This window comes from Ruegeria sp. B10 (assembly GCF_056539825.1).
In genome coordinates this window covers 12044-26097 of record NZ_JBQFVP010000003.1, presented here as the reverse complement: position 1 = coordinate 26097, position 14054 = coordinate 12044, and the positions used below count along the sequence as shown (strand labels likewise).

The 14054-nt window shown below is 59.5% G+C and carries 15 protein-coding genes; 10 read left to right on the top strand and 5 right to left on the bottom strand.

Annotation, left to right across the window (positions count from 1 at the left end; all coding sequences use genetic code 11):
- Positions 1 to 35: 35 nt before the first annotated feature.
- A complete protein-coding gene (locus ACR0J4_RS04560) occupies positions 36 to 1010 on the bottom strand; it encodes a 2OG-Fe(II) oxygenase family protein (protein ID WP_170640241.1) in 975 nt (324 codons plus the stop codon).
- A complete protein-coding gene (locus ACR0J4_RS04555) occupies positions 1010 to 2374 on the bottom strand; it encodes an FAD-dependent oxidoreductase (protein ID WP_170640239.1) in 1365 nt (454 codons plus the stop codon). Before ACR0J4_RS04555 ends, ACR0J4_RS04560 begins: the two co-directional genes overlap by 1 nt.
- 168 nt (positions 2375 to 2542) lie before the next feature.
- On the opposite strand from ACR0J4_RS04555, the gene proS reads away from it, so the two are divergent.
- A complete protein-coding gene (proS, locus tag ACR0J4_RS04550; RefSeq protein ID WP_170640237.1) occupies positions 2543 to 3883 on the top strand; it encodes a proline--tRNA ligase in 1341 nt (446 codons plus the stop codon).
- Entirely contained in the window at positions 3867 to 4748 is an 882-nt protein-coding gene (locus tag ACR0J4_RS04545) for a glycosyltransferase family 2 protein (RefSeq protein ID WP_170640235.1), read from the top strand. The genes proS and ACR0J4_RS04545 overlap by 17 nt, the downstream gene beginning before the upstream one ends.
- Here the strand turns inward: ACR0J4_RS04545 and ACR0J4_RS04540 are convergent.
- Positions 4745 to 5101, bottom strand: a complete 357-nt coding sequence (locus tag ACR0J4_RS04540) for a hypothetical protein (protein WP_170378069.1) — start codon at positions 5099 to 5101, stop codon at positions 4745 to 4747. The two genes, ACR0J4_RS04545 and ACR0J4_RS04540, sit on opposite strands and share 4 nt — an antisense overlap.
- Before the next feature lie 397 nt (positions 5102 to 5498).
- Here ACR0J4_RS04540 and ACR0J4_RS04535 point away from each other — a divergent pair, with 397 nt between their 5' ends.
- The 3 genes from ACR0J4_RS04535 to ACR0J4_RS04525 all read left to right on the top strand — a co-directional run bounded on the left by ACR0J4_RS04535 (position 5499) and on the right by ACR0J4_RS04525 (position 8472).
- Entirely contained in the window at positions 5499 to 6419 is a 921-nt protein-coding gene (locus ACR0J4_RS04535) for a DUF6492 family protein (RefSeq protein ID WP_170640233.1), read from the top strand.
- Positions 6420 to 6497: 78 nt separating this feature from the next.
- Positions 6498 to 7793 (top strand): lipoprotein-releasing ABC transporter permease subunit, encoded by a 1296-nt coding sequence (locus tag ACR0J4_RS04530; RefSeq protein WP_170554475.1) that lies wholly within the window; start codon positions 6498 to 6500, stop codon positions 7791 to 7793.
- Positions 7786 to 8472, top strand: a complete 687-nt coding sequence (locus ACR0J4_RS04525) for an ABC transporter ATP-binding protein (RefSeq protein ID WP_170554473.1) — start codon at positions 7786 to 7788, stop codon at positions 8470 to 8472. Before ACR0J4_RS04530 ends, ACR0J4_RS04525 begins: the two co-directional genes overlap by 8 nt.
- Here ACR0J4_RS04525 and ACR0J4_RS04520 read toward each other — a convergent pair.
- Positions 8456 to 8893: a DMT family transporter gene (locus ACR0J4_RS04520; protein WP_170461979.1), complete on the bottom strand. Its 438-nt coding sequence runs from the start codon at positions 8891 to 8893 to the stop codon at positions 8456 to 8458. The two genes, ACR0J4_RS04525 and ACR0J4_RS04520, sit on opposite strands and share 17 nt — an antisense overlap.
- A 143-nt stretch (positions 8894 to 9036) precedes the next feature.
- On the opposite strand from ACR0J4_RS04520, the gene ACR0J4_RS04515 reads away from it, so the two are divergent.
- Positions 9037 to 9396 carry a c-type cytochrome gene (locus tag ACR0J4_RS04515; protein ID WP_480668311.1) on the top strand — a complete coding sequence of 120 codons (360 nt, stop codon included), beginning with the start codon at positions 9037 to 9039 and terminating at the stop codon, positions 9394 to 9396.
- A gap of 4 nt (positions 9397 to 9400) precedes the next feature.
- Here the strand turns inward: ACR0J4_RS04515 and ACR0J4_RS04510 are convergent, their stop codons facing one another.
- Positions 9401 to 10087, bottom strand: coding sequence for a hypothetical protein (locus ACR0J4_RS04510; RefSeq protein WP_170477161.1), 687 nt, complete (start codon positions 10085 to 10087; stop codon positions 9401 to 9403).
- 141 nt (positions 10088 to 10228) lie between these two features.
- Between ACR0J4_RS04510 and ACR0J4_RS04505 the strand changes: the two genes are divergently transcribed.
- The 4 genes from ACR0J4_RS04505 (at position 10229) to ACR0J4_RS04490 (ending at position 13937) form a co-directional block, all read left to right on the top strand.
- The gene (locus ACR0J4_RS04505) at positions 10229 to 10894 is read left to right on the top strand and encodes an NnrU family protein (protein ID WP_170640229.1); all 666 of its coding nucleotides are present in this window, start codon (positions 10229 to 10231) and stop codon (positions 10892 to 10894) included.
- A gap of 70 nt (positions 10895 to 10964) precedes the next feature.
- Entirely contained in the window at positions 10965 to 11486 is a 522-nt protein-coding gene (locus ACR0J4_RS04500; RefSeq protein ID WP_170554465.1) for a DUF2478 domain-containing protein, read from the top strand.
- A gap of 88 nt (positions 11487 to 11574) precedes the next feature.
- Positions 11575 to 12822: a D-arabinono-1,4-lactone oxidase gene (locus ACR0J4_RS04495; protein WP_170640227.1), complete on the top strand. Its 1248-nt coding sequence runs from the start codon at positions 11575 to 11577 to the stop codon at positions 12820 to 12822.
- Complete coding sequence (locus ACR0J4_RS04490; protein WP_170640225.1) at positions 12819 to 13937, top strand: alanine racemase; 1119 nt, start codon at positions 12819 to 12821, stop codon at positions 13935 to 13937. The genes ACR0J4_RS04495 and ACR0J4_RS04490 overlap by 4 nt, the downstream gene beginning before the upstream one ends.
- Positions 13938 to 14054 lie beyond the last annotated feature (117 nt).

The following is a 14054-nucleotide window of genomic DNA, read 5'->3' as shown; positions in this document are numbered from 1 at the left end:
GATGCAAGCGGTTCATGGGCCTTGGTTTCTGCGGGTCAGTCGGTCAGCGTGCCCAGTTCCGGAGTATCTCTTGTCGCGGTCTCGTCCGGCCAGTTGGTGCGCCAGATTTCGGCGGACCAATGGCCACAATGCACGGCAGGGCGATCAAAGCCGGGCAGGGCGGGTAGCAGAGGCTCAACAACCACATCATGGCGCGGAACGGCGAAATAGGGGAATGAATAGCGCTCGCGCCCTGATCGGTTGACGACACGGTGCGGTGTGGATTTCAGTCGGCCGCCCGACCAGAGTTCCAGCATGTCGCCGATATTGACAACAAAGCCACCGGGCGGGCAGTCGGGTGTGATCCAGTCTCCGGTGCGGGTTTGCACCTCGAGCCCTCCGACGGGATCGGGGGCGATGATGGTCAGCGCGTCCGTGTCCTTGTGCGGATGAATGCCATAGCCGCCCTCATCTGGCGCCTGCGGAGGGTAGTGGAGCAGGGTCATGTTGGTCATCGGGTCGCGGAACGCGTCGCGCAATTGGCGCTCCGACAAACCAAGTCCGGTTTCGAGCGCTGCGAGCAGAAGGTCTGCCACGTCATCCAGCATCGACCAGTAGGTCAAGATGACATCGCGCGACCCCGGCACTTCGACTGGCCAGATGTTTGGGCCATACAGCCCGCAATCTTCACGGATTGCAGCATCAGCGTCGACTTCGTGATGCAGCTTGTAGCCTTCGTATTGGTCGGCTTTGCCCGAGCCGTCATTTGGCGTGAAGAACCCCATCGGGATAAACCCGCGATAGTTTTCGCGGGTGATGGCTTGTTGCCATTTAGAGGCCTCTTCGACTGCAAAGATCGCGCGCGCCGTGTTGCGCACCTCATCGACGGTTGCCTGCGGAATGCCAGTGCCTGTGATGGACAGAAAACCGATCTCAGTACAGGCTTCCATGATCTGCTGCACGGTTTGGTCCCAGTCAGGATGCGCGGCGTCGTGCAGAGGGCTGAGGTCGATTGTCGGAATGTAGTCCATCAGTGAATCCTGACGCCTTGCCGGTCCAGTTCAGCGTGGACCGGTGCCAGGTTCATGCTGTGCAGCTCCTGATTGCTTTTCAGTGACAAGGCTGCCGCGATGCCGGCCCCTTGCCCCATGACCGCGCAGCACGCCATGTTGCGCGTGGCCGCATGGGCCACCTTGTCGGCCCCGTGCGAACGTCCGGCAACCAAAAGTCCCTTGATCCCTTTGGGCAGCATCGAGCGATAGGGTACCTGCATATAGCGGCCGGTGGTCGGCAGGATCAGGATGCCGTAGCCGTCGATGAACTCGGGATAAATACCAATCGTATCCTCAAACCGGCCCTGATGGCGCGCGTCATCTTCGGTCATGTTGTAGACCGCGTCGATCTTGCGCGTGTCGCGGATGCCGATGGTCATCCCGAAATTCCGAAGCCGAGCGTTTTCACATCCCGGCATGAAGCGACGCAGCGCCTCGATGGCGAGCATGGATTGACGCCGGCCTTCGATCTCACCCTTTGTGAGGCTGTCGGGGTCGGTGCCGTCGATTTCCGCCAGATGGATGAGGTTCATATAGGTCAGCTCACCCGTGTCGTGCATCGCACCCCATGTGCCCGCGATCGTGTTCAGATGAGGCGGGATCAGCCCCTCATCAATCGCCTGCTGGAAAGGCTTGTGAACGAAGGGAGAGAACATGTCGTCCTCTTTGCCCGAGGTTTCGATGTTCCATTCGCCACCGCCACCCCAGTCTTTATAGGTCTGCGGGTCGGCTTTGACGCCTTCCATAAAGGCGCGTTTGTCTACACCGGCGAGATGGAACATGACCGAGGCGGCCATCATATCCTCTCTCGCGGTTTTGTGTGTGGGGGCACCGGCGCGATGGGCGACATCTGCGTCGCCGGTCGCGTCGATCACGACCTTGGCCAGAACCGCCTCGCGCCCGGCTTTGGATTCGGTGATGATGCCGGTGATCCGGTCACCCTCTATGATGGGGGCGACGAACTGACGGTGCAGCATCGGATGCACACCCGCTTCTTCGACCAACTTGTCGGCCACCAGCTTGAACCCTTCGCTGTCCAGCTCATAGCTGAGCGACTGGCTTTCCGGCACTGCGGCGCCCATGTCTTTGGCTCGGGTCTCGAACTCCATGCCGATACCACCAGCCTCGACCGTTTGTTCGTGGCGATACCAGGCGAATCCTTCGACCCCCACGGCGGTGATATTTCCACCCATGCAGCCGAAACGATCGACCAGCGACACTTCGGCCCCGGCGCGCGCGGCGGCCAAGGCGGCGGCTAGCCCTGCGGGGCCGGAGCCGACGACCAGAACATCTGTCTGGTGAACAACAGGGATTTGACGGGCGGGTTCCGAGATTGTCTGCATCGGGGCCTCATGATTTTACATTTCCGTCACACTTTAGGTTCCTGATTGGCGGGTCAATAAAAAATGCGACGGACCTGAGGTCGCAAAATCGCCAATGGCCGATTGCCCCCGGCGGGGGTTTGGCATAATCACCTTGAAAAGCTCAAATCCACCTTTGAAGGTCACCCAATGCGCCTTAGCCGTTACTTTCTGCCCGTTCTCAAGGAAAACCCCTCCGAGGCCCAGATCGTCAGCCACCGGCTGATGCTGCGCGCCGGGATGATCAAGCAGGCTGCTGCCGGGATCTATTCCTGGCTGCCGCTGGGCTTCAAGGTCCTGCGCAAGCTGGAAAACATTGTGCATGAGGAACAGGCGCGGGCAGGCCATATCGCGATCCAGATGCCAATCCTGCAATCGGCGGACCTGTGGCGCGAGTCCGGCCGCTATGATGACTACGGCCAAGAGATGTTGCGGATGCATGACCGCCATGGTCGCGACATGCTGTATACGCCGACGGCTGAGGAGCTGGTGACCGACATCTTCCGTGGCCATGTCAGCAGCTACAAGGACCTGCCGCTGACCCTCTATCAAATCCAGTGGAAATTCCGCGATGAAATCCGCCCGCGTTTCGGCGTGATGCGGGGGCGCGAATTCTACATGAAGGATGGCTACAATTTCGACCTGACCAAGGAAGACGCGCTGCACGCATATAACCGCCATCTGGTGAGCTACCTGCGCACTTACGAACGCATGGGCCTGCAGGCGATCCCGATGCGTGCGGATTCTGGCCCGATTGGTGGCGATGACACCCACGAATTCCTCGTACTGGCCGAAACCGGCGAGTCCGAGGTCTTCTATGACAGCGCGGTCACCGACCTGACCTTCGGCGACCGTCAGATCGATTACGATGACCGCGCGCAATGTCAGGCGATCTTGGAGGAGTTCACCTCAAAATACGCGCGCACGGACGAAACCCACGATGAGGCGCTGTTCAACCAGATCCCTGAAGAGCGCCGCCGCGTGGCGCGCGGGATCGAAGTGGGTCAGATCTTCTATTTCGGCACCAAGTACTCCGAGGCCATGGGCGCGACTGTTCAAGGCCCCGATGGCAAGCCGGTTCCGGTTCACATGGGCAGCCATGGTATCGGCGTCAGCCGCCTGATCGGCGCGATCATCGAGGCCAGCCATGACGACAAAGGCATTATCTGGCCCGAGGGCGTGACGCCGTTCCATTGCGGCATCGTCAATCTGAAACAGGGTGATGAAGAGGCGGATGCTGCTTGTGACAAGCTCTATGGTGCTCTGACCGCTCTGGGTCTTGAGCCGCTCTATGACGACCGCAACGAGCGGGCAGGGGGCAAGTTCGCCACCATGGACCTGATCGGCTTGCCATGGCGTATCACCGTCGGGCCGCGCGGCCTAAAAAACGGTGTGGTCGAGCTGACCTGCCGCCGCACAGGTGAAAGCGAAGAGCTGAGCCCCGAAGCCGCCGTCACCAAAATTGCCGGGATTTATGAGCAGATCGCCTGATCCGCTCATCTCGGTCATCACTGCGACCTACAACCTGCTGTCACAAGGGCGGCAGGACAGTTTCAAAGGCGTTGTTGATTGCATGCAGCGCCAGAATTGCGCGCGGGCTGAGCATATCATTCAAGACGGTGCCTCAAACGACGGCACCGTCGCTCTGTTGCACGAGTTGACCGAAGGGATGCCGCGCACGAGTGTGATCAGTGAACCGGATGGCGGTTTGTATGACGCGATGAACAAGGGCGCGCAGGCGGCAAAGGGTGAATACCTTTTGTTCCTGAACTCAGACGACTCGCTTGCCTCGGATGATATTCTCAACCAAGCCGCAGATCGGCTGGAGGCGACCAAGCCTGACTTCCTATATGGCTCAACGCTGCGCCGCTATGAGGATGGAGGTGAGACGATGGAAAAGCGGATGTCGCTGAAAGCCATCCTGCAGCGCATGCCGTTCTGCCATAACTCGGTCTTCATTCGTAGTGATGTGTTTCTGGCGCTGGGCGGGCACGATAGCCAGTTCCGTATTGCTGCCGACTATGACCTGATGCTGCGCCTGATTGGCTCGGGCTATCAGGGTGAGCGTATGGATGAGCCGATCTCACTGTTCTGGGATCGTGGCGCGACCAGTGATCAGGGCGCGACCGGCAAGGATTACGCTCGGGTCTGGATGAACTACTACACGGGATTCAAATCCGCGAAAGCCCTCAGTCTGGATGATTTCGCCGGGTTCTATCGACGTGGACACATGCCGGCCCGTCTGATCTGGGAGCTGTTACGGCGACCCGACACACCCGAGCCGATCAAGATCGCCGCGCGCCACAGTCTGGCAAAAACCCTGCGCCGGTCCGTTCAATTCTGGCGCAGTTTTTAGGCCCGTACGACCGGCCGCGCAGTCAGAATGTCGCCGTCTGCGTCGTTCCCGCGGGCCACAACGATCGGACGCCCCATGCGACGTACCAGCTCCCGAAGCTCAAAGCCCAGAAACCGGATCCCGCAGATGCGTGCGCCGGTGTCGCGGTCGGTTACGCAAAGACGCCCTTCGCGAAAGGCAAGGCGATAGCCTTTGTCCCTCAGGACCTCGGCCAAATTGTTCCAGCTAACTGCGCTTGCAAAGATCGGGCGGATCGCCGCACGAAGCAGTGCCGCAGTTTCACAATCCAAATCTGATGAAGGTTTGTGGGCCAAAATCGGGCCCGTCCCAAGTGTTGTATTTTGAATATTCATGAGCGACCCCCGCTCTTTCAAATGTGTTCCCCCAAAGTCAGGGTGACAAAGTTTCTGATATTAAGCAAAAAGCGAAATAAAATTGCTCAATTGTTGTGGCATTTTGAGTTCAGTGCCTCACGCAATGCCGATATTGACTTCATAGCTGAAACAATAGCGGCCTGTCTGTGAAGGTCGTCACAACCTCTGGTGTAACCAATTGGCGGGCAAGACTACTTTTACCCTGCCAAAGGACCGGTAAGTGATTCGTTTCGATCTGGAGGCAGTGCAATTTGACCTCGGCAGATTTGCTGATAGACGAGGGCACGCCCCAGAGAAAGGCCGCAGGTTCGTGCTGATTTTCGCCACTATTGTCTATTCCAAGGATTATCCGCTGCTCAGGCTTCAGGCGATGTCTATGGCCAGGTTTGTTGCGCCGGATCAGGTGGCCTCGATCCATGTTATTCTGAACGATATAGATGAGGCCGGGCTAGCAGCGAAGATCGAACCGATCCTGCAGTACTATGGCCCGCTGCGTCCTAAAGTGCGGATTCTGAAGGGCGAAGAGGTGTTGCTGGGCGAGGGGCACACTGCCAAGCGGCCGCTGAATGATCGGATCTTGATCGAAAACCGTTATCGCCTTCCGCTGATCCGCAAAGGCGGATGGAGGGGCAACAATGGCTACCGCATGCAACAGGTACTGAAACTGGGCGCGGCGCGGGTGGCAGATGCCGAGAACATCGTCATTCTCGATACCAAGAACCTGTTCCTGCGGTCGTTCGAAGAAGGCGAGTTCTTCTCACCCCAAGGACCAGCACGTATTCAGTTCATGCCAGTTCAAAGCGACTATCACCACAATTGGTTGCTCCAGAGCCTTGAAGCTTTGGGTGTTGAACAAACGCTGACGGACGACCTGCGTACCACGACGTTTTCAACGCCCTTTCCGGTACGCCGGACGCTGATCCTTTCGCTGCTTGATGAGATCAATACACGCTTCGGCTCGGTTCAGGCGCTTTTCGCGTCTAAACGGCGGCCATCGGAGTTCATGTTGATGAACGCGTTCTGTCTGAAGTCACGTGATGGCTATGCGCCCTGGTTCGAACCCGCTGACCCTGCGCATATTGGGATGTGGCCAACTTATTCCACGGATGAACTGGCTAAGCTGGTCGCGCGGCTGCAGAACGACAGATCGCTGACCCTCGGGCTGCACAACAGGGCGGTTGCAAACTTGCCAGAGGATTTGCGCGGGCAAGTCTATGCGGCCCTTGAAACGCGTGGCATATGCGATCGCCAGGTGACGGAAGAGGTTCTGCAGCAAACTTCCGCGCTTTCGAGCTGACCCATAAGGACAAGCGGCTTGACCCGCGGGCGAAATGCCGAAAGGGTCGCGCCAAACCAGAAAAACCCCGGAGCAGGCATGGCCAAAACACCCCCGCCTTTCGCCCCTTTTGAATGGAAGATCGCCTGGCGCTACCTACGTGCGCGTCGGGCCGAGGGTGGCGTCAGCGTGATGACCTGGATCTCGCTGATCGGGATCACGCTGGCTGTTTTTGCCCTGATTGCGACCCTCGCGGTACGTTCGGGGTTCCGGGCTGAATTCGTTGGCACCATTCTGGGGGCCAACGCACATGTGACGGTCTATTCCTCGGGTGAGATCGACGCGCAGGGGCGGGTTGATCGGACCATTGCAGATTTTGAGGAGCGCACTGCGCGTCTGGCGCAGGTGCCCGGCGTTGAGAGGGTCGCGCCCTTGGTCAAAGGGCAGGTGCTGATCACCAATCGCGACCGCAGCAGTGGGGTTCAGGTCTTCGGGATGCGACCGGACGATCTGCTTGATTTGCCGGGTATTGCGGAAAGCGAGGAAGCGGTTGGCGATCTGTCCCAGTTCCAGACAGGCGAGGACGTCATCGCCATCGGATCAGGCGTAGCACGCAGCATTGGTGCCACCGTTGGCGACACCGTCAAGCTGACCTCACCCAACGGTGTCAAAACCGCCTTTGGAACCTCACCAAGGGTAAACGCCTACCGCGTGGTCTATGTGTTCTCGGCCGGGCGTTACGATATCGACCGCACGCGGGTCTATATGCCGTTCTCGCAGGCGCAGAGTTTCTTCAATCGTGAGGGCGTCGCCGACGAGATCGAGGTCATGGTCGAGCGCCCCGAAAACCTCAATCCGATCCTGATCCCCATCCTTGAAGCCGCAGGCGAGCGCAGCCAAATCTGGACGTGGCAGGACGCCTCGGGCGGGTTCTTGCGCGCGTTGGAGGTCGAGGACAACGTGATGTTCATCATCCTGTCGATCCTTGTCCTCATTGCGGCGATGAACATCGTCTCCGGCCTGATTATGCTGGTCAAAAACAAGGGCCGGGACATCGGTATCCTGCGCACTATCGGTCTCAGCGAGGGCTCGGTCCTGCGGGTGTTTTTCATCTGCGGCGCGTTCACGGGCATCATCGGCACGGTCATGGGCGTGATACTGGGCTGCCTCTTCGCGCTCTACATCGACCCGATTTTCTCGTTTGTGAACTACGCCATGGGCGGCGGTGTCTGGGATCCATCCATTCGTGGGATCTACGCGTTGCCCGCCGAGCTTAACGTCAGTGACGTTCTCAAGGCGATTGGCCTGTCTCTGGGCCTGTCTTTCTTTGTCACCTATTTCCCCGCCCGCCGCGCCGCGCGGCTGAACCCGGTTGAGGCGCTGCGCTATGAATGATGTGAGCTTGCGGCTGAACGGCCTGACGAAAACCTACCTGAAGGGAACCCCCGGTGAGGTGCAGGTTTTGCGCGGGATTGATCTGGAGTTGCAGGCAGGGGAGGCCGTCGCGCTTGTTGCGCCATCGGGTGCGGGCAAGTCGACCCTTTTGCATATCGCCGGGCTGCTGGACACGCCGGACAGCGGTAACGTTGAGATTGCGGGTCAGGATCTTGCAGGAAAAGGCGACCGTACGCGCACGGCTGTGCGGCGTCAGGATGTCGGGTTCGTCTACCAGTTCCACCACCTGCTGCCCGAGTTCACAGCGCTCGAGAACATCACTCTGCCACAACTCGCCAACGGTGTGTCCGAGCGCGACGCGCAGGGCAGGGCGATGTCCCTGTTGGACCGCGTCGGTGTCGCCCAACGCGCCGATCACCGACCGGCGGCACTGTCCGGGGGTGAACAGCAACGGGTCGCGTTCTGTCGCGCTCTGGCCAACGCGCCGCGCGTTTTGCTGGCGGATGAGCCGACGGGCAACCTTGATCCGGATACATCGGATCAGGTGTTCGAGGCCCTGATGACCTTGGTGCGCGACCAGGGCCTGTCTGCTCTGATCGCCACGCACAATCTGGACCTAGCCGCGCGGATGGATCGGATCGTCCGGCTGGAAGGCGGGACGCTCAAGCCAGTTGAGTGATCGCCACTCCAATCGCCATCACCGCAATACCACCTGCGCGCATCAGGGTGAGCGGTGTGACCTGCGCGCCGAACAAGCCGAAATGGTCGATGGCGGCCGTGCTGATCAATTGTCCCAATAGGACAAAGAACACGGCATTGCCGACGCCGAAATGCGGCGCGACATGGGTGATCGACAGGACGTAGAAAGCAATCAGAACGCCCGCCAGCAACAGGTGCTTCGGGGCCTGTGCCACTTTTGACAGCGCCTCAAAACCGGGAAAGACCACCATCACCAGCGCGGAAGACCCGAAGGCGATGGCAAACAGGATCACAGCCGCTGTGGTTGGCGAGCCGATAAGCTTGCCGAGCGCCGCGTTCAAAGCGGCCAGGATGGGGACTCCGATTCCGGCGGCCAACATGATGGCTGCGTATTGTGTCATGGCCCGAACCCTCTTTACCCGTATTCGTTGATCTGGATCATTGCGCCAAGCCGCGCAGTGGGCAAGCCTGTTGGCAGCAATTGTGGTAGGAGGATGCGATGATCACAAAGCTTTGTTTTGCAACGGCGTCAGCTCTGATTGCCATGTCTGTCCCCCTGTGGGCGCAGGATGCAGAGAAAGGCGCTGAGCTTTACCAGCACTATTGCGCCACCTGCCATGGGATTGATGCGACCGGCCATGGGCCGATGGCGGGTGTGCTTGTCATTCAGCCGACCAACCTGAAGACATTGGCAAAGGCGGACGGAGTTTTCCCTACGGCCCGCGTGGTGGGGCGGATTGACGGGCGTGATCCGTTGGTGAGCCATGGCAGTCCGATGCCAGTTTATGGCCCGTATTTCGAAGGGCAGGACACGGCGATCAAAACGCCCGATGGGCAGCCGATCCTCACCAGCCAGCCCATCGTGGATCTGGTGGAGTATCTAAAAACCCTGCAGGGCAGCTAAACGCTCAGCTGCAGATGCCTTCGATCTTTGCCTCGCTCCACGGGATTGCGATGTCCCGCTCACGGCCGGTCTGTGGCAGCGGGGACAGATCGAAGTGCTCCCCCAGCATATCGTGCAACCTTTTGGTGCGCTGCGCCTGAGGGTCCAGTGCACGACAGCAGACATATTCCTCGACAATCGCGCCCTGCTGTTCAAACCCGTAGGACAGGAAATCGGGCGAGGTTTCCAGATCGAACAGATACGGATCCTTGCGCCCGCCATGTTCTGCTGCGGCCCGCAGCGGGTGATAGCCTGTGGTCTCGCGATTCTGCCATTGCCAGATATGGGTCAGTTCGTGCGCCAGCAGCATGGCGGCGATCAGGTTCATCTCTTCGGGGTAGTCGGACATATAGTCCTCAAGATACCAATCGCGCGCGAAATAGACTTTGTTGAACAGGGCAACGGCGGCCGGTTTTCCGGTGACTACCCCAGCCTCGACAGGGGGCAGGATGCGTTCCCGGCAGGCCTCACGCGGGCGCGCTTCTCGGAAATAGGTGACTGGCACGACGGGGGCCCCTTTTACCAGCCGGACGCTATCCAGATCCAAGGTCGTGCCTTGCACCGCGCTTGCAAAACCGCGTTCCTGCTCGGTCAGAGGACGCCCGCAGGAAGACAGAAGCAAAAGGAGCATAAACAGAATGCGCAAGGCCATGAATTCAACCCTAGTGCGTCACTTGCGTTGCGCAAGACGATTTCACGTAGACGTGGCCGGGCCGCCGCCGGTACTTGATCCAGCACAAGACCAAATCTGCACGATACCTTTACACGGGTCGAAAGATCTATCGGAGAGTCCATGTCCAGTTGGGTGCCATTCATATCAGCTTTGACTGCGTTTTTCTTAAGCCACGCCATTCCCGCGCGGGCTCCGGTGCGGGCCAGATTGATGACGGTTCTGGGGCACAAGGGGTATCTGCTGGCGTATTCCCTATTGTCCGTCATCGTCCTTGCATGGCTGATCGTGGCCGCAGCGAACGCGCCCTATGTCGAGGTGATCCCTCCGTGGCCGGTGCTGCGCTGGGTGCCATTGGTCGTGATGCCGGTGGTGTGCTGGCTCGCGGTGGCCGGACTGACCATCAGTAACCCGTTTTCCTTTGGTGGGCTGGGAAAGGCGGGTTTTGATCCGGACCGCCCCGGTATTCTGCGCACCACCCGTCATCCGCTTCTGGCGGCGCTGATGCTGTGGGCCGGGGCGCATCTTCTGGCGAATGGCAGTTTGTCTCATGTGATCCTGTTTGGCCTGTTCGCTGGTTTTGCCGCGCTGGGCATGACGTTGATCGACCGCCGGACGGCCCGGTCATTAGGCAAGGACTGGCCTCGCCTGTCGCGCAATACCGCACGGTTTTCGCTACGCGCGCCCTTACCTTGGCCGCCCATGCGCGTTTGGCTTGCTTCGCTTGCCGTCTTTACCGTTCTGATCGCCTTGCACGGTGCTGTGATCGGCGTCTCGCCACTTCCCTGACGCAAGGAGTGGTCGACCCGCATATCTCGTGCTATCTGATATGCCGAAGTCTGACTTGTGAGGTCCAAAAATGCATCTGGCCTATGTTACCACCACTGATCGCGGCGCGACCGACCGCTTGTTAAGCGCCGTGGCCGCGCACCTGCTGGCGCGTGGTGCCAAACTGGCGGGGGTCGTGCAGACCAACACGGAATGCACCGATAGCAGCAAATGCGATATGGATGTGCAGGTACTACCCGATGGTGAGACCATCCGTATCTCGCAATCCTTAGGCGAGCATGCGCGCGGCTGCCGTCTGGACCCTGCGGCGCTGGAGCAGGCTGTGGGACAGGTCATGGCCACGCTTGCCGATGATCCGCAGTTGATGATCATCAACAAGTTCGGCAAGCACGAGGCCGACGGGCGCGGTTTCCGCCCGGTCATCGCCGAGGCGCTGGCACAGAACATTCCTGTTCTGCTGGGCGTGAACGGGTTGAATGATGAGAAGTTTCAGGCCTTCACGGGCGGCGCGGCAGAACAGCTGTCTCCGGATCTTGAGGCGATTGTCGGCTGGTTCGAAAAGGTCTCAGCCCAGCGGGCGGATGCCGCCTGAGAGCAGCCTCACGTAGCGTAATGCGCTGATATCCTGACTTGTTTGGCCGTACCTTCGCTGCAATCCTCGTTCAGGGAGGATGATAGGCATGTGGACAAACTGGGCCAGGAACGAAACCGCCACCGCTCCGATTGTGCGCCCTTTGGGGTTGGAGCAACTCCGGGCGACGGTTGCGGAACCTGAAAACCTGCGGGTTGTTGGGGCAGGGCATTCCTTTACCCCAATCGTAGGCGGCGCCGAGCGGATATTGGATCTGTCGGAGTTGCATTTGCCTACAGTTGGACCGGTCGAAGATGGGCAGGTCTGGGTCAACGCAAATGCGCGTTTGCGTGATCTTTCGCCCGCTTTGGCCGAGCAGGGTGTGGCGTTTCGCAATCTGGGCGACATCAACACGCAGTCGCTGGCTGGGGCCGCGTCCACGGCTACTCACGGCACCGGACGCACTTTACCCTGCCTCGCAGCCGAGATTACCGATGCCAAGTTCATCGGTGCGACCGGTGATATTCTAACCACCGCGCAAATCCCGTTGGAGATGGCGCAGGTGACGCTGGGCTTACTGGGTATTCTGACCGAGGCGCGGATCAATGTCGTGCCGAAATACAATCTGCGCCGTCAGGTCTCGCTGACCGATCTGCCGGATGTCTTGGCCAACATGCATCAGAATTGGGCCGAAAACCGGAATTTTGAGTTCTTCTATATTCCCTTCACCGGCAAAGCGGTCGAGCTGCGCCACGCCGTTACCGACGCGCCCGAAAGCAAAGCTCCACGCGATTTGGATATGCTGGCGGTCAAGGTACTGAAGCTCGCCCGAAACGCGGGGCGCTTCAGCCCCGGCCTGCGCAAGCTGTTGCTGACCCTGCTTACGCTGGCCCAATCGGATGAGGACTACGTAGGCGAAAGCTGGCGGGTGCTGTGCAGCGACAGACATATTCGGTTCAAGGAGATGGAGTATCATCTACCCGCCGATATCGCTGGTGATGTGTTGGCCGAGGTTTTTCTCCTTCTGGAGCGTGACCACAAGGACATCTATTTTCCGATCGAAGTGCGCCAGACAGCAGGTGACACAGCCTGCCTGTCACCGTTTCAGGGCGGCCCGCGGATCTCGATCGCACTGCACACGGATGCGGGTGAAGATCACAGCTGCTATTTCAACGCGCTAGAGCCGCTGTTTCTTGAGGCTGGAGGGCGCCCGCATTGGGGTAAGATGCACAGCCTTTCATACAAGGACTTGTCCGGCCTGTACCCGGATTTCGATCGCTTCTGCGGCCTGCGTGAGGAATTGGACCCACAGGGCAAATTCATGACGCCTGCCTTGAGCCGGTTATTCCGGCCATGAGTGATCCCTACCTTACCCGGTTGTCCGAGACTTTGCGCAAGTACGGGGTCGACCAGCCTGTCGTCGCAGTAGACCTGGATCGTGTTGAGGCAAATTGCCGGGCAGCACAGGCGGCAGCTGACCCCGGACTGGACCGGCGCTTGGTCGCAAAATCCCTGCCTTGCCTGCCGTTGCTGGATCATATCCGTGGGCTGATCCCCAGTTCAGGCCTGATGAGCTTTTCCGAACCGATGCTGTCGGCGCTGTTGCCAGCGGAGCAAAAGACAGACCATCTGATCGGAAAACCGCTACCCGTCACCTCTGCCGCGCGTGTGTTGCAGTCTTGCCCGGACGCCTCAGATCGGGTGCAATGGCTGATCGACACCCCAGAACGCCTGCGTGAGTATCTGACCTTGGCTGAAACAAGCCAACCGGCCCTGCGTTTGTCGCTTGAGGTGGATATTGGTCTGCATCGCGGGGGGCTGAAGGTAGATCAGGTTGCCGAACTCGCGCAGGTGATCTCAGCGCATCCAAACGCTCGTTTAAGCGGGCTCATGGGGTATGAGGCGCATTTGGCGAAGCTGCCCGGTGTCCTCAAGTCGCGGGCAACGAAGGCCAGCGCCAAAGCGTTTGAACATGCCGCGGCTGCACTGCCTGAAGGCGCGGGGTATTGCCTAAACACCGGCGGCAGCCTGACATTTCAGAGCTACCGCGCACCCGGGCCAGCCACCGAGGTTGCGTTTGGATCGGTCCTCGTAAAGCCATCCGATTTCGACCACGCGACCACTACTGGCTTTCAACCGGCCGCATTTCTGGCCAGCCCTGTCCTCAAGACCATGCCGTCAAACCCTTTGCCCGGATTGGAATTCCTGCCCCGGCGCAAAACCCATATCGCGATCTTCGGAGGGCATTTCCTTGGCCAACCCGTACACCCCGGCGGGTTCACCTATTCCTCGGTCTTCGGGCGGTCGAGCAATCAGGAGGTTTGGACTGGCCGCTCTAGCCATGCCGTCAAACCCGGTGACATCGCGTTGATCCGCCCAAGCCAGAGCGAGGCTGTTCTGAACCTGTTCGGAACGGTTTTAGCGGTGCGAGAAGGGCAGGTGATCGCACAATGGCCCTGCTTGCCCAAATGACCCCAAGGGCACAGCGGTACTTACGCGGTTTTTCAGCCGTTTTTCACCGCGAAGCGCATTGAATTCGCAAAGCTATGGGCGTAGGTCTCAACGCGTGCCGACCTCGTGTCGACACAG

Coding starts and splice junctions, on each gene's coding strand:
- ACR0J4_RS04560 (WP_170640241.1), bottom strand. CDS start 1,010: ATGGACTACATTCCGACAATCGACCTCAGCCCTCTGCACGACGCCGCG.
- ACR0J4_RS04555 (WP_170640239.1), bottom strand. CDS start 2,374: ATGCAGACAATCTCGGAACCCGCCCGTCAAATCCCTGTTGTTCACCAG.
- proS (WP_170640237.1), top strand. CDS start 2,543: ATGCGCCTTAGCCGTTACTTTCTGCCCGTTCTCAAGGAAAACCCCTCC.
- ACR0J4_RS04545 (WP_170640235.1), top strand. CDS start 3,867: ATGAGCAGATCGCCTGATCCGCTCATCTCGGTCATCACTGCGACCTAC.
- ACR0J4_RS04540 (WP_170378069.1), bottom strand. CDS start 5,101: ATGAATATTCAAAATACAACACTTGGGACGGGCCCGATTTTGGCCCAC.
- ACR0J4_RS04535 (WP_170640233.1), top strand. CDS start 5,499: ATGGCCAGGTTTGTTGCGCCGGATCAGGTGGCCTCGATCCATGTTATT.
- ACR0J4_RS04530 (WP_170554475.1), top strand. CDS start 6,498: ATGGCCAAAACACCCCCGCCTTTCGCCCCTTTTGAATGGAAGATCGCC.
- ACR0J4_RS04525 (WP_170554473.1), top strand. CDS start 7,786: ATGAATGATGTGAGCTTGCGGCTGAACGGCCTGACGAAAACCTACCTG.
- ACR0J4_RS04520 (WP_170461979.1), bottom strand. CDS start 8,893: ATGACACAATACGCAGCCATCATGTTGGCCGCCGGAATCGGAGTCCCC.
- ACR0J4_RS04515 (WP_480668311.1), top strand. CDS start 9,037: ATGTCTGTCCCCCTGTGGGCGCAGGATGCAGAGAAAGGCGCTGAGCTT.
- ACR0J4_RS04510 (WP_170477161.1), bottom strand. CDS start 10,087: ATGGCCTTGCGCATTCTGTTTATGCTCCTTTTGCTTCTGTCTTCCTGC.
- ACR0J4_RS04505 (WP_170640229.1), top strand. CDS start 10,229: ATGTCCAGTTGGGTGCCATTCATATCAGCTTTGACTGCGTTTTTCTTA.
- ACR0J4_RS04500 (WP_170554465.1), top strand. CDS start 10,965: ATGCATCTGGCCTATGTTACCACCACTGATCGCGGCGCGACCGACCGC.
- ACR0J4_RS04495 (WP_170640227.1), top strand. CDS start 11,575: ATGTGGACAAACTGGGCCAGGAACGAAACCGCCACCGCTCCGATTGTG.
- ACR0J4_RS04490 (WP_170640225.1), top strand. CDS start 12,819: ATGAGTGATCCCTACCTTACCCGGTTGTCCGAGACTTTGCGCAAGTAC.